This window comes from Haloarcula sp. H-hyl6 (assembly GCF_056934455.1).
On record NZ_JBRIIK010000001.1, the window covers coordinates 772,838 to 793,126 of the forward strand.

The following is a 20,289-nucleotide window of genomic DNA, read 5'->3' on the forward strand; positions in this document are numbered from 1 at the left end:
TCGCCGTCCGTGCCAATCTTGAAGGCCCGACCGGTCCTCGACTCCGCCATGGAGACTCCGACGAGTGATGCAGGCATCTACGCCCGGGAGTCGGCGTACCTGGACCGCTTCGTCCAGTTCGGCGAGGCGGGCGACCGGGTCATCTCCCTCTCGTTTCCGACGGCCCCGGACGACGACAGCGACTCCGACCACCCGCTGCTGGACCGAATCGAGGACTACCTCAACGGGGCCGAAGACGACTTCGCGGACGTGACTGTCGGCCTGACGGTGCCGACCGACCGGCGGAAAGTGCTCGAGGCCGTGCGAGAGGTTCCCTACGGCGATGACGCGACGGTCGAACAGATTGCGCGGATGACCCCGGACTTCGACGCCGGCGAGCAGGACGACCTGACGCGGGTACGAGAGGCGCTGGCCGCGAACCCCGTCCCCCTACTCATCCCGGACCACCGCGTGCGCGACGGGCCGAGCGCCGCACCGCCGCCGGTCGAACAGAAGTTGCGCGCCGTCGAAGGGCTGTAAGCGGCTTCTGCCGGCCGCGTTAGGCCCGCGTCGAGAAGCGACTGACGCCCAGTCCCTCGTGGACGACGAGTTCCAGCGCGTTCACGAGGTAGTGGGCGACGACGACGGCGAGGAGACTGTTCGTGAGGACGAACAGCGCCGCCAGCGCCGCGCCGAGGACGCCGGTGACGACGATTCCGACCCGGCCCTGCGCGCCGTGTCCGAGCGCGAACGCCACCGACGAGATTACCACCATCGCCCACGCGGGCGCGCCCAGACCGGCGACGGGCACGCCGACGGCCGCCGCGCGGAAGAGCAGTTCCTCGACGACGGCGATGATGGGCAAGACCCCACCGAGGAGGACGACCCACCCGCCGAGCGAGTCCGGCGCGAGCAGTTCTCTGAGCGACTCGTCGAAGGCGATGCCGAACCCGTCGGCGAGTACCGCCGCGAGTTCGTTCCCGACCCAGAACCCGACGCCGGCGGCGACGCCGATGCCGAGCGCCGGCAGCCCCGTCGAGAGCGGGTCGCCGGTGATGCCGAACGCGGAGAGCGGCACTGCGAAGTAGAACGCCCCGCCCACGAGGACGGCGCCGAACAGTCCCTGCGTGAGTGCGACGTTCGCCAGCAACGCACCCGTCGAGAACTCGTCCGGGGCGAGTTGTCGCTCGAGGTGGTCCCGCTGTCGGGCGGCCTCGGCCGTCTCGAACCGTGGGAACGTGGGGTCCTCGGGGACCGTGGGTCCCGCGCGGCCGAGGCCGTCGGCCCGGGCCACCTCGCCCTCGGAGAGCGACCGCTGGGAGAGTCGAGCGAGCGCGAGAAGCGCGGTTAGAAGGAATCCCGTCAGGCCGACGAAGCCGGCCCACTGGGGCATCTACTGCGGGCTGGGACTGCCGCTACCCTGTCGCCCGACCTCGTGTTCGAGCGCCTTGCCCGTGATGGACTTGAGGCGGTCGACCAGCGAGTCCTTCTCGGGTTCGCCGGCGAGTGCGACCTCCAGCACCTCGGAGATGTGGGAGACGGGGATTATCTCTATCATGTCCTCGTACTCCTCCTCTATCATCACGTCCTGCGTGTTGGCCTCGGGGATGATGACCGTATCGAGGCCGGCCTTCGCGGCGGCCTCTATCTTGTGCGTGACGCCGCCGACGGGGAGGACGTCCCCGCGGACCGACAGGGAGCCGGTCATGGCGATGTTCTGCTCGACGGGGACGTTCTCCAGCGCGCTGATGACCGCGGTGGCGACGGTGATGGAGGCGGAGTCGCCGTCGACGCCGCCCTCACCCGCCTGCACGAACTGGATATGGACGTCCTTCTCGGAGATGTCCTCGTCGCTGAACTTCTTGATGATGGCCGAGACGTTCTGGACGGCCTCCTCGGCCATCTCCTGCAGTTGGCCGGTGGCGATGACCTGTCCGGGCCCCTGCGAGGGCGTCACTTCGGCCATCACCGGGAGGACGATACCCGAGTCCTCGCCCATGACGGCGAGACCGTTGACGCGGCCGATGACGTCGCCCGCGTTGACGGTGAGTTCGTAGTCCTTCCGGCGTTCGATGTAGTTGTCCGCGAGCTGTTGCTCGATGGAGCGCGAGCGCTCCTTGGCCTGCAGCACGTCGGCCCGTTCGGTGAAGTCCTTGTCCTCGGCGCGGGCGATGTCGCCGGCGACGCGGACGAGGCCACCGAGGTCACGGAACTTCAGGGTGAGGTGGCCCTTCCGGCCCGCGCGACGGCGGGCTTCGAGGATTATCTCCTCGACGGCCTCCTCGGTGAAGTGAGGGAGCCGACCGTCGTTCTCGACTTCTTGGGCGACGAACCGGGTGTACTTCCGGCGCATCTCGGGGTCGTCCTCGATGGTGTCGTCCATGTACACCTCGTAGCCGTACCCCTTGATGCGGGAGCGCAGCGCGGGGTGCATGTTCTCCATCGCGTCGAGGTTCCCCGCGGCGATCATGATGAAGTCACACGGAACCGGTTCCGTCTGGACCATCGCACCGGAGGAGCGCTCGGACTGCCCGGTGATGCCGAACTCGCCCTCCTGGATGGCCGTCATCAGCTTCTGCTGCGAGCGGATGTCGAGCGTGTTTATCTCGTCGATGAACAGCACGCCCTTGTTGGCCTTGTGGATGGCGCCGGGTTCCACGCGGTCGTGGCTCGGCGTCTCCATCCCGCCGGACTGGAACGGGTCGTGGCGGACGTCGCCCAGCAGCGCACCGGCGTGGGCGCCCGTCGCGTCCTCGAACGGCGCGGTCTTCTGGCTGGCGTTGTTGACCAGCAGGTTCGGAATCATCGCGTCGCTACCGCGGGACCCGTAGCGGAAGGCGAGGTAGATGACACCGGCCGCGAGGATGCCCAGCAGAATCTGCTGGACGATTATCAGCGAGTACCCGATGACGATGGCGATGATGATCCACATCAGGAAGGTCCGCATCTGGTTTCGCTTGCGGGCCTCTTCCTTGTGTGCCTCGACTATCTGTTCGCCCTTGCCGCCGGGCACGGTGCGGACTTTCGGCTCGTTGCCGTCGTCGGGGTTGTGATAGACGAGAACGTCCTGCAGTTCCTCGCGGGGGAGCAACTGGCTCATCGCCTTCGCGAGCATCGACTTGCCCGTCCCGGGCGAGCCGATCATCATCACGTGGCGGCGCTGCTTGGCCGCCTTCTTGATGACGTCGCGTGCGTGGTCCTGCCCGATGACCTGGTCTACGAGGCGCTCGGGCACCTCTATCTCCGAGGTCGAGTCGATGTCGAGACCGCCGAGTAGGTTCTCCTCGTTTTCCCGGAGGTTCGCCTCTCCCTCCACCTCGACATCGCTGCCGAGTGTCGTATCGGACGAAGCTCCCTCCCCGTTCGAGGACTCGTCGACCGAGGGGTCCGACGCCTGTTCGTCGGCCGTCGTGGCCTCGTCGGCGTCGGTCCCGTCCCGGTCCGGGTCGGGGGCCGCGTCAGTGTCGGTGTTGTCGCTCATACAAACGTTGCTAACACTCGCTTGGAAGGACTGTCGACTGATATACTTTCTCCCCGCGTCCGACCTTGCCACACCCCTAGAACCGCCAGACAGCGCCGGAGTAAGCAGTTCCGAACCGGGTCCGACGGGCCCGTCGTCGGGTTTATCAAACCACCCACCACACACTCCGGTATGCGAGGGTTCTACATCGGGCGGTTCCAGCCCTATCACGACGGTCACCACGCGATGGTCGGCCGTATAGCCGACGAGGTGGACGAACTGGTGTTGGGCATCGGGAGCGCCGACGACTCACACACGACCCACGACCCGTTCACCGCGGGCGAGCGCATCATGATGATAACGCAGGCGGTCAAGGACTTCGACCTGACCACCTACGTCGTCCCGTTAGAGGACATCAACCGCAACGCCGTCTGGGTGAGCCACGTCGAGAGCATGTGTCCGGACTTCGACGTGGCGTACTCGAACAACCCGCTGGTCGTCCGCCTGTTCGAGGAGAGCGGCATAGAGGTCCGCCAGTCGCCGATGTTCGACCGGGACCGGTTGGAGGGCAGCGAGATACGCGAGCGGATGATTCGAGACGAGTCGTGGCGTGACCGGGTGCCCGACCCGGTCGTGGACACCATCGAGGAGATAAACGGCGTCAAGCGCCTCCAACACGTCTCGGACACCGACTCGCTCGACCGCTACACGGCCGAGGACGAGGCCGTCGAGGAACCCGACATCGGCGACGAGGAATGATTACGCTGAGTTCGGACTTCGGGTCACCCTATCCCGCCGCGATGAAGGGCGTCGTCTGCCAGCGCACGGACGCTCGCATCGAGGACGTCGCACACGACTTCTCCCGACAGGACGTCCGTACCGCGGCGTTCTGGCTGACACAGACGCTTCCGTACTTCCCGCCGGCCGTCCACTGCGTGGTCGTGGACCCCGGCGTGGGCACGGACCGGGACGCGCTCGTCGTCCGCGCTGACGGCCACGCTCTGGTCGGCCCCGACAACGGCGTCCTCCTGCCAGTCGCTCGCGAGTTGGCCGACGACTACGAGGTGTTCACGTGGGCCTACGACGACCCCGCGAGCACGACGTTCCACGGCCGAGACGTGTTCGCGCCCGCGGCCGCGGCGGTCCACGAGGCCGGCGTCGACGCCGTCGGCGACCTCTCGAAGACGTCGCGCGCGGACGGTTACGAGGACCTCCGGTTCCCCGACGCGACGGTCACCAGCGAGGGAGCGACGGGCGAGGTACTCGTCGTCGACGACTTCGGGAACGCCGTCACGAACGTCCCGGGCGACGCGATTGCCGACCGATTCGGCGAGACGGTCGGCGTGGACGGCGCGTCCGTCCCCGTACGGCGGGCATACGCCGAGTTGGACCCCGGTGCGCGACTCGTCACCGTCGGGAGTCACGGCAACGTCGAACTCGCGGTGAACCGCGGGCGGGGCGACGAGGCGTTCGGCCTCGGCGTCGGCGACGCCGTCGACCTGACGTGGTGAGCGCACCGGCGTTCGACCCGGTCTGATTTAGGCTAGCCGAAAAACCGACACGCTTTTGTTCTTTAGGGACGCCTAAACGAACGCATGAAGGAGAGCCCGACACGGTGGTCGAGACGTGGTCGCCGCGCCTCCGACGAGACGGTCGCCACCGGCCGGGAGGCGCCGCTGACGGCAGAGACGGGAGGTGACCGCGACGACGAGTGAGCCAGTCCCCGTTCGGTCCTCGCGGCGACGGCTACCGTGGGCACGGTTCGCCGGTCCAGTCGGACCGGCGGCGTCGCCGCACCGCGAGTGAGCGTGTCTGTCCCAGTTCTCCGCTCACTGTCCCAGCGATTTCGGGCGCCGGTTCTGGCGCCCTCGGTCGTCACCTGACGACCGCGTCGACTGCGAGTTCCTCCAGCAACAGCAAGGCGTTGTACGCGGCCGTCCCGACGAACCCCGCGAGAAAGTAGACGAAGACCGGGCGGCGCTGTCCCGCGACGGTCACGAGCGCGTAGATTGCCGCCAGCGTCCCGCCAGTCGCCAGTACGTGGATGGTCGAGACGACCAGCGAGGACGGCGACTCCGGCGGCTTCGCAACCTCCGAGACGCCCTGAAACGCGACGACCGCGAGCGACCCGAACCCCACCAGCGCGCCCGCGACGTACGCCAGCGCCCACGTGACGCCGGGGATGCCGAACGTGTGGATGAGCAGCGCCCCGCCGCCCCATATCGACAGCGTGTAGCCGTACGCCTCCGATTCGGCCGCCAGATTCGCCTCAAGACGAGTCCGTGCGTCCATCGAGCGGACGGACGCACCCGAGCCGAGTAAACCTTCAGTCTCCGAGTCCGAGGACGCCGCGGTCGGTCGCCTCCAACTGTTCGATTTCGGACTCCAGATACGACCGCTCGAAGTACAGCAGTTCGACGCCGACGACGACGGCGGCGACCACCAACACGGTATAGAACGTGTTCGGCTCCCGGTTGTAGAGGTTGAACAGCATCAGCGGGAAAAAGCCAGACGCGCCGACGGTGCCCACCGCCGGCAGGACGGTGCTCACGGTTCCCTCGCGCTGGCGGAACGCGAGATAGCTCATCCCGCCGAAGACGACGATGAACGACAGCGACGCGAACGAGGTGATGGCACCGAGGCTCCCGACGGCCGAGAAGGCGGCCGTGACGGCCCCGATGAACAGCATCGTGCGCTCGGGAGCACCGTCCGCGTCGGCGTCGCCGAGGTCGTCGGGGAGGAGGTCGTCCGTGAGCATCCCCTTCGCGAAGTGCGCGGCGGAGAACAGCGTCGCGTTGATTGCGCTCCCGGTGGAGAACAGCGCCGACACCGAGAGGAGGACCGCGCCGACGGTCCCCAGTCCGTACGGCGACAGCATCGTCGACGCCGCGTCCTTCAGCGCGACGTGAGGATGGCTCGTCAGCGCGTTCGGCGCGAGGTTGACGGTCACGACGCCGACGAGGACGTAGACGGCGACGGCCGCCGGGATAGAGATGTAGACGGCCTTCCGGATGGTGTCGACCGGGTCGGAGATGCTCCCTTGGTCGTAGAAGAGCAGTTGCCACCCCTGGAACGCCACGAAGGAGATGGCCGCCGCCACGACGGGGCTCACGGTCGTCAGCCGACCGAACCCGAGTCGGAGCGGCTGGCCGCTGTACCCGAAGGCGTACACCAACCCGAGAATCCCGAACCCGACGAGGATGGCCACCTTCAGCGCCACGAGGACGTTCTCCGCTACCCCCGTCGTGCGCGCCCCGAGCAGGTTCAACCCGACGAACCCGGCGACGGCCAGCACCGAGACGAGCGGCCGTATCGGCAGGCCCGCCACCGACTGCGGGAGGCCCAGCGTGACGGCGAACTCCGCGAACGCGAAGGCGTACATCGCCATCGACCCGATGTACCCGAACAGGAGCGTCCACCCGACCATCCCGGCCAGCGTCGAGTTGCCGAGGTACTGCTGGACGAACGACACCGACCCGCCGCGGGTGTCGCTCTGTGCGTTGAGCCTGTTGTAGGAGTAGCCCGCGCACGTGGCGACGACGCCGGCGAGGACGAACGACGCCCACGTCGCCGCCATCGTTATCTGTGCGACGACCCCGAGGACGGCGTAGATTCCGCCCCCAATCATGCCACCGAGGGCAATCGAGACGCTCTCGGTCAGGCCGAGGTCGGACTCGCTCATACCGCCGGATGTATTCGCGGCTCAGCCGTTTCAAAGTGGTGACTGTCTAGGTCGGGTCGTGCCGCAAAAATTAGGTCGACGTCTGGGAAGCCGTCTCGGCGACGGTGTTCGACGACGCGACTTACGACGAGGAGATGACGTCGTCGATGCGGACGATCATCGTCGCCGCCTCCGTCGCGGAGTCGACGGCCTCGCGCTTGACCGCCGCGGGGTCGAGGATGCCGTACTCGACGGGGTCGCCGACGATGCCCGTCTGGCCCTCGCTGATGACGCCGGCGATACCCTCGCTCTCGTGTTCGGAGCGCAGGTCGACGAGCGCGTCGATGGCGTCCAGACCCGTGTTCTCCGCGAGCGTGCGGGGCAGGACGTCGACGGCGTCGGCGAACGCCTCGACGGCGAGTTGCTTGCGGCCCTCGATGGAGGCCGCCTGCGAGCGGATGTGGTCCGCGATGGCGATTTCGGTGGCCCCGGCGCCGGGGACGACCCCGCCGGCGTCGAGCGCGGCGACGACGACGTCGAGAGCGTCGTTGAGCGCGCGCTCGATTTCGTCGACCACGTGTTCGGTCGAACCGCGGGCGAAGACGGTCACCGACTCGGCGTCGGCGCCGCCCTTGATGAAGGTGACCTCCTCGTCGCCGTGCTTCTGGACGCTGATGCTCTCGGCGAAGCCGAGCGCGTCCTCCGAGAGGTCTTCGACGGAGCCGAGGCGCTTTGCCCCCGTGGACTCGACGACGTCCTTGGCCGTCGAGGAGCTGACGCTCTCGATGGCGAGGACGCCTTCCTTGGCGAGCTGGGAGGCGACGCGGTCGGCGATGTCGTCGGTGACGAAGACCACGTCGGCCCCGGAGTCGACGACGGCCTGCGCGTAGCCGCGGAGTTCCTCCTCCTCGGCGTCGAGCGCGGCGTTGAGCTGGTCGACGTTGGTGACGTTGTACTCGGCGTCGACGTTGCTCTCGCGGACGTCGAGTTCGGTGTCGAGGACGGCGACGGACGCGTCGTCGACGGAGCGGGGCATGTTGTCGTGGACGGGGGTGTCGTCGATGATGACGCCCTCGATGAGCTCCGTCGCGGACGTGGCCGCGCCGGTCTGGGTGTGGACCTCGATGTTGTCGCGGATGACGCCGTTGTCGGCCTTGGCGTGGCGGACGGCCTCGACGACGACTTCGGCGAGGCGGTGGGCGTCGACGTCGCCGGTGCCCTTGCCGGTCATCGAGGACTCGGCGACTTCGACGAGCGTGTCGTCGTCGAGGTCGACGTCGAGCACTTCCGCCTCGATGGCTTCCTGGGCGAGCTGGGAGGCCTCGTGGTACCCCTCGACGATGGTCGTCGGGTGGACGTCGTCGTCGAGGAGGTCCTCGGCCTTCGCCAGCAGTTCGCCGGCCAGCACGGACGCGGTCGTGGTCCCGTCACCGACCTCGTCCTCCTGGGTCTGGGCCACTTCGACGATCATCTGTGCGGCCGGGTGCTCGATGTCCATCTCCGAGAGGATGGTGGCGCCGTCGTTCGTGATGACGACGTCGCCGCTGTCGGAGACGAGCATCTTGTCCATGCCGCGTGGGCCGAGCGTGGTGCGTACAGACTCGCTGACGGCCTTGCCGGCGGAGATGTTCGACGACTGTGCGTCCTTGCCGTGTGTGCGCTGGGCGTCCTCGTCGAGAATGAAGAGGGGCTGGCCGCCCATGCGTCGCTGGCCAGATGACATAGCTGTGTAACCTCACCTAAATCATCGTAAGCGGTTCTATATAAATCTTCCTAACGTAGCCCCACCGGACGCCGCCACGGACCGACGGACGCGGCACCGATAGGCCGGGCCTGCCGACCGCTCGGCCGGGGTCCGACGGCCCGATAATTTAATACCGGGTTCCGCACACAGTGGGGTAGATGCTGGAGCTGGAACACGGGTTCCGGGTCGTCGACGTCCACGCGCGGATAGAGCCCGACGAACAGCGTCGGGACAGACCCGGACTGGGTGACCCGGAGCAACTCGAACGGGAGATGCACCAGGCAGGGGTGGTCCGGGCCGTCGTCTATCCGGGTGCACGGGACGGGAGCTACCTGAAAGCGAACAACGCCGTCGCCCGCATGACCGTGGGTCGGCCGCTCGTGGCGTTCGCACGGGTCAACGGTGCTCGCGACGCGGGGAGCGGCCCCGGCTCGGCACTCCGGAACCTCAGGAGCAGTCGGAACGAGGCCCACACGTCGCCCGAGGACGTCGAGCAGTACGCCTACGACGACCGCTTCTGTGGCTTCAAACTCCACCCGCCGACCGACGGCCTCCCCGACGAGGAGGTGCTGGCGGAACTGGCGGACGTCTCGCTCCCCGTCCTCGTCCACGGCGGCGAGGCGTTCCCGCCGGACGCCGTGGCCGCCGAACTGCTCGACTACGAGTTCCCCGTCGTCCTCTCGCACTTCGGCGCACACCCGCTCCGCGAAGACCTGATGTCGGAGGCCATCGACCTGCTGGAGCAGTACGACGACCTGTATCTCGACACGAGCGCCGTCCGTTACCGAGACCCGCTGGAACGGGCCATCCTCGAACACCCCGACCGCGTCCTGTTCGGGAGCGGTGCCCCCAACGCTCACCCGAACGTCGCGGTGATGGAGATACTGACCCTCGACGTGCCGGAGGACGCGATGAAGAAGGTGTTCTCGAACAACCCGGGCCGCGTCGTCGACGAACTCGCGCCCTGAGTCGGGTCAGCGCCAGTCGTACACCGCGACCGCTCGGTCCGCGCGGACCGAGCGACCGTTGGGGTTCCGACAGTCGGTCCGGTCCCGGTACCGGGCGAGGAAGCCGTGGACCGCGCCCATCCCCGCCCCACGAACGACGTCCCGACCGGTACCGAGCCACTGGGACGGCGGCGTCTCGCCACGTGCGACGTCTTTCAGCGCCTCCGCGGCGTCGCGGCCGGCGTGGCTCACCACGCGCCGGAGGACGGTCGGTCGCACGCCGTAGTTCTTCGCCATCCGGTAGGCCAGCGAGCGGTACTTCCAGTTCCAGTCGGTCTCACGGATGCCGCCGTCGGCCTCGAACTCGCGGCTGACGCACATCCCGGCGTCCCAGCCGACGGTGTACCCCCGTGCGGCCAGTCGGTGGGCCACGTCGCGCGACCCGCCTATCTCCAGGTACTCGTCGAACCCGTCGAGCGCGTCCAGCGCCGTCCGGCGGAACGCGACGTTTCCGGGATTGAAGTACGTCACTTCACGACCGGCGATGGTGCGGGTCTCCTTCTGCTCGGTGGTCATCCCCGCGACGAGTTGCTCGTGGGTCGGACCGGTGACCGCCACCGAGTCGGCGACGCCGGCCCGTACGGCGTCGGCCCATCCGGATTCGACAGAGAGTCCCTGATTGACGAGCGCGACGGCGTCCCCCGTCGCCCGGTCGAGGCCGGCGTTCCGGGCGACGTTGACCGAGCGGTCCGCTATCTCGACCAGCACGTCCACGCCCGGTCTGTCTCGGACCATCCCCGTCGTCCCGTCGGCGGAGGGACCGTTGACGACGATAGTCTCCGCGTCGGGCACCTCCTCGGCGAGTGCGTCCAGACAGCCGGCCAGCTCCTCGCGGCCGTTCAGCGTCGGGACCACCACCGATAGCTCCATACTGCTGGTTACCTCTCCGGAGCCGCTTAAAAGTCGCGGGCGAGCGGACGCGAGACGTGTGATAGCGTCGACCAGTCGCCGGTCGGGACGGCCGGGAACCGTCAGACGTGGGTGTTCCAGTAGGAGACGGAGGCCAGTTTGTCGCCCAGCGGCGTCCCGCCGATGGCGGTGTCGATGGAGCGGAACGAGGCGGCCAGTTCGTTGGGAATCTTTCGGTAGAAGCCGTACGGGAGGACCCAGTCGTGGGCTTCCTCGGTCAGTTCCAGTCCCGCTCCGTCGAGCAGTCGGTCTATCTCCCACCGGGAGTAGAGCCGAGAGCCCATCGGGAGCGCCCAGTTGTACAGCGAGCGCGTGGAGAAGCGGTTGAACGTGTCGAAGAACACCTGTTCCTTCGCGACCCGGCGCATCTCTGCGAGGAACGCCGCCGGCGTGTCCGCGAGGTGGAAAAAGCGCATCGCCAACACCGTATCGAAGTAGTCGTCCGGGAACGGGAGGCGTGCGGCGTCGCCGCGCATGAACTCCACGTGGTCGGCGACGTCGGCGGCCTTGGCCTTCTGGCGGCCCTGCTGGAGCATCGGTCCGGAGATGTCGAGACCGGTGATGTCCGCGCCGCGCTCCGCGAGCATCACGGTGAACCGGCCGGTGCCACAGGCGACTTCGAGAACCTTCTTGTCGTCGACGGGGCCGATAGCGTCGAGGACGGCCTGCTTCTCCCGGCGGTCGATGAGACGACCACCGCGGGAGAAACGCTTGGCCTCGTACTCTTCGGCCACCGTGTCGGCCTGATACCACTCCTGCCCTTTCACGCTACAATCGTCGCCGCCCGGGGGATAAAACGATACTGGAATCGTGGTTCCGCGCCGCCGTCACCCCGACCCGACGCCCCCTGCCGTCGGGACCGGTCGCTCGACCGGCCGCACCCGCGGACAAGCGAACCCCGAAGCGGGATTGTATAAGGTGACATTATACACATTTCACAATCTGTATTGTTTGGTCATGCATATAGCTAAGTTTTACCAGTATCGTTGGACCATCGGTCAGTATGAGCACCACTACCGCGGAGGACGTAACTGCTTCCCCCTTCAGCGAAGACGAGTTCCGCGAGCGTCTGCGCGAACTCCCGCCGAGCGCCAAACTCGTCGCGAAGGTACTCGAAGACGACGCACCGCTCTCACAGGGGCAACTCGCCGAATCCTCGCTCCTGCCGGACCGGACGGTCCGCTACGCGCTGAACCGTCTCGAAGAGTCCGAACTCGTCGAGTCCCGGTACAGTTTCACGGACGCCCGCAAGCAGGTCTACTTCCTCACCGCGTAACCGCATCCGCCGGAGTTTTCCTCGCTCGTCCCCACCGAGTAGCAGATGACGTGGACACGGTTCGACGTCCCGGTAGCGACGCGCGCGCCGACCGGTCGGACGGCCGCGTACCTCCGTGCCGGCCCCGACGCCGTGCTCGTGGACCCCTGCGGGCGGACCGACGCACTCGACGAGGCCGTCGCCGAGGCGGGCGTCGGTCACGTCGCCGTCACGCACCACCACCCCGACCACGTCGGCGGGGTCGCACACTACGCCGCAGAGACGGGGGCCACCGTCTGGGCACGCCGCGGGCGCGCGGACGATTTCGAGGCGGCGACGGGCGTCACACCCGACCGGACGTTCACCGAAGGGACGACGATTTCGGCCGGCGACGGCGTCACGGTCGTCGAGTTGCCCGGCCACGCGCCGGAACACGTCGGCTTCGCCACCCCGTCGGGCGTCGTCAGCGGCGACGTGGCCGTCGCGGAGGGGAGCGTCGTCGTCGGCGCTCCCGAGGGCGACCTCCGCGCGTATCTGACCTCGCTCCGGCGTCTCCACGCCCGACAGCCACCGCGTCTGTTCCCCGGTCACGGCCCCACAATCACCGACCCGCGGGACGCGTGTGCGCGACTCCTCCGCCACCGACTGGCCCGCGAGCGCCGCGTCAGAGACGCCGTCGAGGAAGGAGCGACGACACCCGAGGACGTCCTCGACCGGGCCTACGAGAAGGACCTCACGGGCGTCCGTGACCTCGCGCGGGCCACCGTCGTCGCCCATCTGGAGAAGTTGGCCGTCGAGGGAGCGGTGCGGTGGGACGGCCGGCGCGCGACCGAGATAGTCTGACCACCCCACGTGAGGACGACACATCAATCAGTATCCAGATAGGTGTGTAAAAAGTACCATGCCACACCTTGCACCACGAATACGGAGCGTAATGTGAACAATTCCCCACGTGCACTGGCACCACTCGCCATTTCCTGTACGAAATCATATACTTTTTCACGCGCAGTGTTGTACTGGTGAGTACAGACGCCGGCCCCTGCGCCGGTCCCCGTCACACGACGTATGACACGACTCTCGCCCACCACCATCGCACACGGCGCACCGCCCGCTGACGACCACACCCTCGGTTCCACCCTCGCGTTCCCGCTCGTTCTCGCGGCACTCGTCCTCGCGGCGAGTTACCCGGTGGCGACGGCGCTGACCGTCGCCGGCACGGCCCTCCTCCTGAAGGCCGGACAACTCGGCCTCGCGGCCCTCGTCCGCCGGGCCGGTGACCGCATCGGCCAGGTCGAACTCCCCGGCGTCGGCACGGTCAGTGTCCGCATCTCGCCGCGGTGAGAGACGTATTCGGACGACGCGCGCCGACTGACGCCTTTTTCAGCCTCGACGCCAACGGCTAGCCATGGAGTCGCTCGAATCCGAACTCGAACGCGCCCGCGGGTTGGACGTCGCGGCGCTGGCCGACGCCATCGAGACCATCGGGTTCGAGTGTACGCGCTGTGGGGCCTGCTGTAAGGGCGAGACGACCTGTGGGGACGAACCCGACGACGAGACGGACCCCGACCCCCACACGGCGACGGTGTTTCCCGACGAGATTCGGACGTTGCAAGCGGCCGGGGACTACGACTTCCGCGACGTGGCCCGTCCCATGCCCTACGGCGTCGAGGAGACGCCCGAGGGTCCGCACGGCGAGACGTTCGAGTGGGCGCTCCAGACCGACGCCTGTGGCGACTGCACCTTCTACGCGGAGGGCGACGACGGCACCGGCGCGTGTACGGTCCACGAGGACCGCCCGCTCATCTGCCGGACCTACCCGTTCAGCGTCGCTCTCGGCGGGACGAGCCAACCCATGGGCGAGACCGTCGACAGCGTCGCGCTGGAAGGGCAACGGGACGCCGGTGACACCGACGACGAGGAGGTGGCGGTCCGCGCTCACGAGTGCGAGGGACTCGGCCGGGACATCGACCGGAGCGAGGCCGAGGAACTGGCCGCGGCGCTCAAAGAGCGGGCGGTTCGCGAACTCGAAGAGGCCATCGGCGTCAGAGAGAACTACCGGCCGGTCGACGCCGACGGCGTCGTCGTCCACGACTCCGAGGGACAGAAGCGGCCCGACGGGACGTCGCTGGACGGGTGAACCACCGACCCCCGACGACGGCGCAATCGCTGTGAGTCTGCGGCCGCGAGCGGTGACGGCCGTGCCCTACACGTCCTCGTCGAGAATCTCGCCGACCGCGAAGTTCGATTTGACCTCCGTCACCTCTATCTTCACCCGTTCCCCGATGTCCGCGCCGGGGACGATGATGACGTAGCCGCGTTCGACGCGAGCGATGCCGTCGCCCTGCTTGCCGATGTCCTCGATTTCGACGTAGCGGGTCTCGCCCGGTTCGACCGGCGGTTGGGGCTGGTCCGGCGGCGTCTCCGTCTCGGCGCTCTCGGTCGTGTCGTCGCTCTCTACGTCCGCGGAGATGAGTGCGACGCGATACGTCCCCCCGGCGTCGACGGCCCCCGTCTCGACTTCGCGCCGCGGCACTTCCACGACGTATCGCTCGCCGTCGTCGCTAACCTCAGCACTGAACAGACACAGGAGTTCGTCCGAGATTTCCAATGTAGTAGACCTCCGTTCGGCATACTGGCCCCCACTATTAAAGAACTGCCGGACGCACAGACCAGAGCGCTCGTCGCCGCTGTCGCGGGTTTCCCCGACGTACCAACCGCGCCGGTGGCGCTCCGATAGCCGTCCCATTCGAACGCGTTTCGACGACAAAACCGCAAGACAGCGGGCCGTTAACCGACTGTACCAAACCCACTAAGGGTGCACCTACCGAACAACCGTGTGTAGCAATGAGCGCGACTGCACAGGCGGCCGACGGCCCACTTTCGGAGAAACAGCGGCGCATTCTGGAGTACCTCCAGTCCAACGCCGACGAGCAAACCTACTTCAAGTCACGGCTCATCGGCGACGAACTCGGCCTCTCGGCGAAGGAAGTGGGGACGAACATGACGGCGATTGCCAGCGGCGACCACGACATCGACGTCGAGAAGTGGGGGTACTCCTCCTCGACGACGTGGATGGTCGAGGCCTGACTGTTCACGGTTGCACCACCGTCGGCCTCGTTCTCCGTTCTCCGACCCGCGAGCGACCGCTACGGGTCGTATCGGAACAGCGAGTCGGCCTCGCTCGCCAGTTCGACCGCGTCGTCGCCGAACGAATCGGCGTACCGAATCAGGAGCGTCAGCACCGTCTCCGGTTCGGTGACGGCGTAGCCGTCGTCGCGTGAGAGCAGGCCCGCCGACTCCAGGTCGGCGGCGTAGTTACTGATTGTGGGCCGGGAGACGTCCAGCGCCGACGCCAGTCCGGAAGCGGTCACCGTCGGGTCCCGGAGGAGCGTCACCAGCATCCCCCGGGGCGTGGCCCGTCGCAGGTAGCCGAGCGTGGTCTGTTCGAACTCGCTGAACTGGTCGGCCGGGAAGTAGCGGCGGTAGTCGCCGTCCTTCCGGGAGGTGACGACGCCCTCGTTTTCGAGGCGGTGGAGGTGATGCTGGGCCTCGCCGGTGCCCAGTTGCAGGTCGTCGCGCAGTTTCGAGAAGTGGGTGCCCGGGTGGGCGGAGACGTAGCCCGCGATGGCGTCGGGAGCGTCGCTGTCGCTCCCGTCGTCGGTGAAGCGGACGAACGGACTGGCGGCGCCGAGAGCGGCGAAGCGGCGAAGCGTCGCGCGCTTGTCCTCGTCGACGCCACCGTCCCGTGACATACTCAGGGAGAGGCGATTCGGCTACAAAACGTCTTCGGCTAGGCTTATTGGTCGTCGCGCGACGTGTCGTCGGGGCCACCGGCGACGTCCGTCTTCTCGCCGTCGATTTCGGCGTCCATCTGCTCGATGACCTCGTCGGCGCTATCGACGCCGGCGTCCTCGCCGTGCTTTATCTTCTGGGCTTCCTCCTCCATGGCTTCGACGTCGACTTCGGCCTCCTGGTCTATCTGGCCGAGAATCTCCTCGATGTCGTCCAGTCCGAGCATCTCGCGGGTCTCCTCGTCGAAGTCCAGTCCGTCGAGGACGTGACCGTTCTCCTTGACGTCCGACCCGGTGAGGTGTTTGCCGTAGCGGCCCACGAGCGACGTGAGTTCCTGCGGGAGGATGAACGTCGTCGACTCGGACCCGCCGATTTCGGCGAGCGTCTCCATGCCCTTGTCGATGACGGCGCGTTCGCCCATCGACTCGGCGGACTTCGCGCGCAGCACCGTCGAGATGGCGTCACCCTGCGCTTCGAGAATCTGGCTCTGCTTCTCACCCTGCGCGCGGATGATGTTGGACTGCTTGTCACCTTCCGCCGTCTCGATGGCGGAGCGGCGTTCACCCTGCGCTTCGAGAATCATCGCACGGCGTTTCCGCTCGGCGGAGGTCTGTTGCTCCATTGCCTGCTGGACGTCCTTCGAGGGGTTGACCTCGCGGACCTCCACGCTCTCGACCCGGACGCCCCACTCGTCGGTGGGTTCGTCCAGTTCGCGGCGGATGCGGGCGTTTATCTCCTGTCGCTTGTTGAGCGTGTCGTCCAGTTCCATGTCGCCCAGCACGGCACGGAGGGTCGTCTGGGCGAGGTTCGAGACGGCGCGCTCGTAGTTGTCGACTTCGAGGAACGCCTTCTTCGGGTCCATCACCTTGATGTAGACGACGGCGTCGGCGGTCACCGGCGAGTTGTCGCGGGTGATTGCTTCCTGTCGCGGGACGTCGAGCGTCTGGGTCCGCATGTCGAAGCGGGTGACGTCCGAGACGAAGGGGTAGATGAAGTGAATCCCCTGGTCGAGGATACCCCGGTACGTCCCGAGGACGGTGTACGCGCCCTTCTGGTACGGGCGGATGATGACGACGCTGGAGTACACCAGCGCGATGGCGATGAGGAGGAGTATCACCGTCACGAAGCCGATGATACCGCCTCCGAGGCTCTGCAGCGGCACTAACGCGGGGAACATGACGGTTGAGACTCGGTGACGCTGAAAGAAAAGCCTTCGGTGCCTGTGTCACAAACTCACGTTTCGCAAGGTCAGGCACGCTCGGACTCGGTGTCGCGTTCCGCCTCGCTCGACCGGTCGCGTTCCAGCGCCCGGTCGATGTCGTCGTCCTTCCCGCTGACCGCCTCCACGGTGAGGACGTTCCCGCCGCCCGGGTCCACCACCATCACTTCGGCCCCCTCCTCGATGACGCCGTCGACGCTCCGGGCCTGATAGTACGGGTTGAAGCCGCCGTCCTCCAGTTTGACCTCGCCGGAACTCTTCGTGACGCGTTCGGTGACGGTGCCGAACTGCCCTTGGAGCGAACTCGAACTCAGCGTCTGGCCACGGCCACCCCCGGCGAAGTCGAGTTGGCGATACCCCCACAGGGTCGCGGCCGTCGTCGCCAGCACCACGGCGGCGAGGATGATAGGCGCGAGGATGCCGAGACTCGCCGGGATGAACAGGCCGACGAGGCCGGCCGTCAACAGGGCGATGCCGAGGACGAAGAAGTGCGTCCCCGGAGCGAACGCCTCGGCGACCACGAGACCCGCACCGACGAGAAACAGCAGCAAAGAGAGCGACAGACTGAACAGTGGGTCGACCTGGGCGGGCGCGAGAGAGAGGGAGACCAGGGGGACTACCATGTACGGACTTAGGGCGGGCGCGGGATTAAGTGTCGGGGTCCGTCCGGACGAGAATCCCGTAGCAGACCAGCGTTCCGACGGCGACGGCGGCCGTAATCGCCGCCAGCGTCTGAGGCGCGTAGACGACCGGTCCGGCGAACATCTGTCCGACGGCGAGGATGGCGACGTACACTCCGAGGGCGACGAACAGGACGTTCTCGGGGGCCGGTGACCCCGGCCGGACCTCGACGGCCGGCGCGAACGACCCCGCGACCGCACCCTCCTCGGTCTCGTCACTGTCTTCGACGTCGATGACGTCGGCCTCGGTGGCGAACTCGTACTCCTCGACGAACCCGTCGTCTCCGTCGGCGACGCGGTCCTCGTCGTTCCCGTCGGCGTCCATATGTCCCGCCGTACGCGCGGCGGCTACAAAAAGGGACGGCGACGCCGTGGCCGTTACTGCACTCGCGTCCCGAGCGGTGCGTCCTCGTGGGTGGTCAGCAGGTCGGCCTCGTCGCCGGCCGCCAGCACCATCCCGTCGGATTCGATACCGAACAGTTCCGCCTTCTCCATGTTCGCCAGCAGGATGACCCGCGTCCCCGGCAGGTCGTCGACGTCGTGGAGTTTGGCGAGGCCGGCGACGACCTGTCGGACCTCGTGGCCGATGTCGACCTCCAGTTCGAGGAGTTTGTCGGCCCCGTCGACCGGTTGGGCCGAGACGATTTCGCCGACCCGCATGTCGACGCCCTCGAAGTCCTCGAAGCCGATGCGCTCCTCGACGAGAGGTTCGAGGTCGGCGGCCTCGTCACCCGCGCTGTCGTCCTCCTCGTCCACGTCCTCGCTCTCGTCGTCTTCGCTGGCCGCTTCGACTCGTTCCTGCAGTTCCTCGTTCAGCCCCTCGATGTGGTCGTCCTCGACCTGTTCGAACAGTTCGTCGGGGGCGTCGAACTCCGCGGGCGGGGCCTCCAGCGCGGTGTCGAGCGAAACGTCCGCGACGGAGCCCTCCTCACCCAACTGCCCCCAGAGCCGTTCGGCCTTCCCCGGCAGGACCGGTTGCATGACCACGGCGACGGCCTTCGTCAACTGGACGCAGTCCCGGATGACCTGTTCGGCCCGCTCCGGGTCGTCGTCGACGAGGTTCCACGGCTCGTTGCGCTGGATGTACTCGTTGCCGTAGTTCGAGAGGTCGGTGGCGACGTCGGCGAGCGTCCGCACGTCGTAGTCACGCACCGCGGCTGCGAAGTCGTCGAGCGCCTCCTCGATGCGGTCACGCACGTCGTCGCTGACGTCGGCGTCTGGCGTGCCGTCGTAGTTGCGCTCGGCAAAGAGCAGCGAGCGGTAGATGAAGTTGCCGACGTTCCCCACGAGTTCGCCGTTGACGCGCTCCTGGAAGCGGTCCCACGAGAAGTCCACGTCCGTCTCGAGGCTCGCGCCGGTGGCGATGTAGTAGCGGAACAGGTCGGGGTGGAAGCCCGCGTCTAAGTACTCGTCGGCCCACACCGCGCGGTTCCGAGAGGTCGAGAGCGCCTTGCCGTCGATGCCGACGAACCCGGTGGCGAGGATGGTCCGCGGTTCGTTGTAGCCCGCGCCGCGGAGCATGGCCGGCCAGAAGACGGCGTGGTGCTGGATGATGTCGCGGCCGATGACGTGGATTATCTCGCCGCTGTCCTCGCTCCACGCCTCGTCCCACTCGGTGCCGTGTCGGGTCTCGCCGCCGACCTTCCAGACCTGCTCCCAGTCGTACTCGTCCGCGCCGACCCGCTCCGAATACTGCTTCGTGGAGGCGACGTACTCGATGGGGGCGTCGACCCAGACGTACAGGACGAGGTCCTCGGGGTCGTCTTCGTCTTTCGCGGGGTAGTCGATACCCCAGTCCATGTCTCGCGTGATACAGAGGTCCTGCAGTTCGCCCTCTATCCACTCGCGGGGCTGGTTCTGGGCGTTGTCGGTGCCCTCGACGCGGTCGAGGAACCCCTGTAGGTACTCCTGAAAGTCCGACAGGCGGAGGAACTTGTGTTCACGGGTGCGGTACTCGGCGGGGTTGCCGGTGATGGTGCTGACGGGGTCCTCTATCTCGCCGGGTTCGAGGTGGCGCTGACAGCCCTCGTCGCACTCGTCGCCGCGGGCCTGTTCGCCGCAGTACGGACAGGTGCCCTCCACGAAGCGGTCGGGGAGTGGCTGGTCCTCCTCGGTGTCCCACGCGACCTGAATCTCCTTCTCGTGGACGTGGTCGTTGTCGACCCACGAGCGGACGAACTCCTGTGTGAGTTCGGTGTTGGTCTCGTCGTCCGTGTGGCCGTAGTTGTCGAACTCGACGTTGAACTGCGGGAACGTCTCGGCGTACGTCTCGTGGTACTCCAAGGCGAACTCGCGGGGTTCGACGCCCTCCTCGGCGGCGTTGACGGCGACGGGCGTGCCGTGCATGTCCGACCCGCAGACGAAGGCGGTCTGCTGGCCGAGGCGTCGCAGGGCCCGCGAGAGGGCGTCCCCGTCGACGTAGGTCCGCAGGTGGCCGACGTGCAGGTCGCCGTTCGCGTACGGCAACCCGCAGGTCACCACCGCTGGCTGCTCTGTCGGGAACTCGTCGTGGCTCATACCTGTTCGTGAACCGCCCACGGGTCAAAAGGGGGTTGGTTTGGCGCGCCGGAACGTCCCGGCGAG

22 protein-coding genes are annotated in these 20,289 nt (G+C 67.3%); 9 read left to right on the forward strand and 13 right to left on the reverse strand.

The annotated features are described in order from the left end of the window. Positions 1-48 precede the first annotated feature (48 nt). On the forward strand, positions 49-519 hold the full coding sequence (locus Hhyl6_RS04030; protein WP_483737940.1) for an MGMT family protein: 471 nt from the start codon (positions 49-51) through the stop codon (positions 517-519). A 19-nt stretch (positions 520-538) separates the two neighbouring features. Here Hhyl6_RS04030 and Hhyl6_RS04035 read toward each other — a convergent pair whose 3' ends face one another. Beyond that, the gene (locus tag Hhyl6_RS04035) at positions 539-1,372 is read right to left on the reverse strand and encodes a lysostaphin resistance A-like protein (RefSeq protein WP_483737941.1); all 834 of its coding nucleotides are present in this window, start codon (positions 1,370-1,372) and stop codon (positions 539-541) included. Continuing rightward, positions 1,373-3,460 carry an ATP-dependent protease LonB gene (lonB, locus tag Hhyl6_RS04040; protein ID WP_483737942.1) on the reverse strand — a complete coding sequence of 696 codons (2,088 nt, stop codon included), beginning with the start codon at positions 3,458-3,460 and terminating at the stop codon, positions 1,373-1,375. 171 nt (positions 3,461-3,631) lie between these two features. On the opposite strand from lonB, the gene Hhyl6_RS04045 reads away from it, so the two are divergent. Both Hhyl6_RS04045 and Hhyl6_RS04050 read left to right on the forward strand, forming a co-directional pair. Next, positions 3,632-4,198 (forward strand): nicotinamide-nucleotide adenylyltransferase, encoded by a 567-nt coding sequence (locus Hhyl6_RS04045; RefSeq protein ID WP_483737943.1) that lies wholly within the window; start codon positions 3,632-3,634, stop codon positions 4,196-4,198. Then, entirely contained in the window at positions 4,195-4,950 is a 756-nt protein-coding gene (locus Hhyl6_RS04050) for an SAM hydrolase/SAM-dependent halogenase family protein (protein WP_483737944.1), read from the forward strand. The genes Hhyl6_RS04045 and Hhyl6_RS04050 overlap by 4 nt, the downstream gene beginning before the upstream one ends. Positions 4,951-5,314: 364 nt before the next feature. Here Hhyl6_RS04050 and Hhyl6_RS04055 read toward each other — a convergent pair whose 3' ends face one another. From Hhyl6_RS04055 to thsA, 3 genes are all read right to left on the reverse strand, one after another. Continuing rightward, a complete protein-coding gene (locus tag Hhyl6_RS04055; RefSeq protein WP_483737945.1) occupies positions 5,315-5,731 on the reverse strand; it encodes a hypothetical protein in 417 nt (138 codons plus the stop codon). A 34-nt stretch (positions 5,732-5,765) separates the two neighbouring features. Continuing rightward, positions 5,766-7,121, reverse strand: coding sequence for an APC family permease (locus tag Hhyl6_RS04060; RefSeq protein WP_483737946.1), 1,356 nt, complete (start codon positions 7,119-7,121; stop codon positions 5,766-5,768). Between the two features lie 121 nt (positions 7,122-7,242). Beyond that, the gene (gene thsA, locus Hhyl6_RS04065) at positions 7,243-8,802 is read right to left on the reverse strand and encodes a thermosome subunit alpha (protein WP_483739667.1); all 1,560 of its coding nucleotides are present in this window, start codon (positions 8,800-8,802) and stop codon (positions 7,243-7,245) included. A 200-nt stretch (positions 8,803-9,002) separates the two neighbouring features. Between thsA and Hhyl6_RS04070 the strand changes: the two genes are divergently transcribed. After that, positions 9,003-9,812, forward strand: a complete 810-nt coding sequence (locus Hhyl6_RS04070; RefSeq protein WP_483737947.1) for an amidohydrolase family protein — start codon at positions 9,003-9,005, stop codon at positions 9,810-9,812. A 6-nt stretch (positions 9,813-9,818) separates the two neighbouring features. Here the strand turns inward: Hhyl6_RS04070 and Hhyl6_RS04075 are convergent, their stop codons facing one another. Both Hhyl6_RS04075 and Hhyl6_RS04080 read right to left on the reverse strand, forming a co-directional pair. Beyond that, positions 9,819-10,721: a glycosyltransferase family 2 protein gene (locus tag Hhyl6_RS04075; RefSeq protein ID WP_483737948.1), complete on the reverse strand. Its 903-nt coding sequence runs from the start codon at positions 10,719-10,721 to the stop codon at positions 9,819-9,821. A gap of 101 nt (positions 10,722-10,822) precedes the next feature. Beyond that, complete coding sequence (locus tag Hhyl6_RS04080) at positions 10,823-11,527, reverse strand: class I SAM-dependent methyltransferase (protein ID WP_483737949.1); 705 nt, start codon at positions 11,525-11,527, stop codon at positions 10,823-10,825. Positions 11,528-11,763: 236 nt separating this feature from the next. Here Hhyl6_RS04080 and Hhyl6_RS04085 point away from each other — a divergent pair, with 236 nt between their 5' ends. The 4 genes from Hhyl6_RS04085 (at position 11,764) to Hhyl6_RS04100 (ending at position 14,152) form a co-directional block, all read left to right on the forward strand. Continuing rightward, positions 11,764-12,036: a MarR family transcriptional regulator gene (locus tag Hhyl6_RS04085; protein ID WP_483737950.1), complete on the forward strand. Its 273-nt coding sequence runs from the start codon at positions 11,764-11,766 to the stop codon at positions 12,034-12,036. A 45-nt stretch (positions 12,037-12,081) separates the two neighbouring features. Beyond that, positions 12,082-12,858 carry an MBL fold metallo-hydrolase gene (locus Hhyl6_RS04090; RefSeq protein ID WP_483737951.1) on the forward strand — a complete coding sequence of 259 codons (777 nt, stop codon included), beginning with the start codon at positions 12,082-12,084 and terminating at the stop codon, positions 12,856-12,858. Positions 12,859-13,080: 222 nt separating this feature from the next. Further along, positions 13,081-13,356: a hypothetical protein gene (locus Hhyl6_RS04095; protein WP_483737952.1), complete on the forward strand. Its 276-nt coding sequence runs from the start codon at positions 13,081-13,083 to the stop codon at positions 13,354-13,356. Between the two features lie 64 nt (positions 13,357-13,420). Further along, positions 13,421-14,152, forward strand: coding sequence for a YkgJ family cysteine cluster protein (locus tag Hhyl6_RS04100; RefSeq protein WP_483737953.1), 732 nt, complete (start codon positions 13,421-13,423; stop codon positions 14,150-14,152). A 66-nt stretch (positions 14,153-14,218) separates the two neighbouring features. On the opposite strand, the gene Hhyl6_RS04105 is transcribed toward Hhyl6_RS04100, so the two are convergent. Beyond that, positions 14,219-14,623 (reverse strand): TRAM domain-containing protein, encoded by a 405-nt coding sequence (locus tag Hhyl6_RS04105; protein WP_483737954.1) that lies wholly within the window; start codon positions 14,621-14,623, stop codon positions 14,219-14,221. Positions 14,624-14,859: 236 nt separating this feature from the next. Here Hhyl6_RS04105 and Hhyl6_RS04110 point away from each other — a divergent pair, with 236 nt between their 5' ends. Next, positions 14,860-15,102, forward strand: a complete 243-nt coding sequence (locus Hhyl6_RS04110; RefSeq protein ID WP_483737955.1) for a DUF7123 family protein — start codon at positions 14,860-14,862, stop codon at positions 15,100-15,102. 59 nt (positions 15,103-15,161) lie between these two features. Here Hhyl6_RS04110 and Hhyl6_RS04115 read toward each other — a convergent pair whose 3' ends face one another. From Hhyl6_RS04115 to metG, 5 genes are all read right to left on the reverse strand, one after another. Continuing rightward, positions 15,162-15,767, reverse strand: coding sequence for a winged helix-turn-helix transcriptional regulator (locus Hhyl6_RS04115; RefSeq protein WP_483737956.1), 606 nt, complete (start codon positions 15,765-15,767; stop codon positions 15,162-15,164). Positions 15,768-15,811: 44 nt separating this feature from the next. Further along, positions 15,812-16,984, reverse strand: a complete 1,173-nt coding sequence (locus Hhyl6_RS04120; RefSeq protein WP_483737957.1) for an SPFH domain-containing protein — start codon at positions 16,982-16,984, stop codon at positions 15,812-15,814. Positions 16,985-17,055: 71 nt separating this feature from the next. After that, on the reverse strand, positions 17,056-17,649 hold the full coding sequence (locus Hhyl6_RS04125) for an NfeD family protein (RefSeq protein ID WP_483737958.1): 594 nt from the start codon (positions 17,647-17,649) through the stop codon (positions 17,056-17,058). Positions 17,650-17,674: 25 nt separating this feature from the next. Beyond that, positions 17,675-18,031: a DUF7312 domain-containing protein gene (locus Hhyl6_RS04130; RefSeq protein ID WP_483737959.1), complete on the reverse strand. Its 357-nt coding sequence runs from the start codon at positions 18,029-18,031 to the stop codon at positions 17,675-17,677. A gap of 53 nt (positions 18,032-18,084) precedes the next feature. Further along, positions 18,085-20,223 carry a methionine--tRNA ligase gene (gene metG, locus Hhyl6_RS04135; RefSeq protein WP_483737960.1) on the reverse strand — a complete coding sequence of 713 codons (2,139 nt, stop codon included), beginning with the start codon at positions 20,221-20,223 and terminating at the stop codon, positions 18,085-18,087. Between the last annotated feature and the right edge of the window lie 66 nt (positions 20,224-20,289).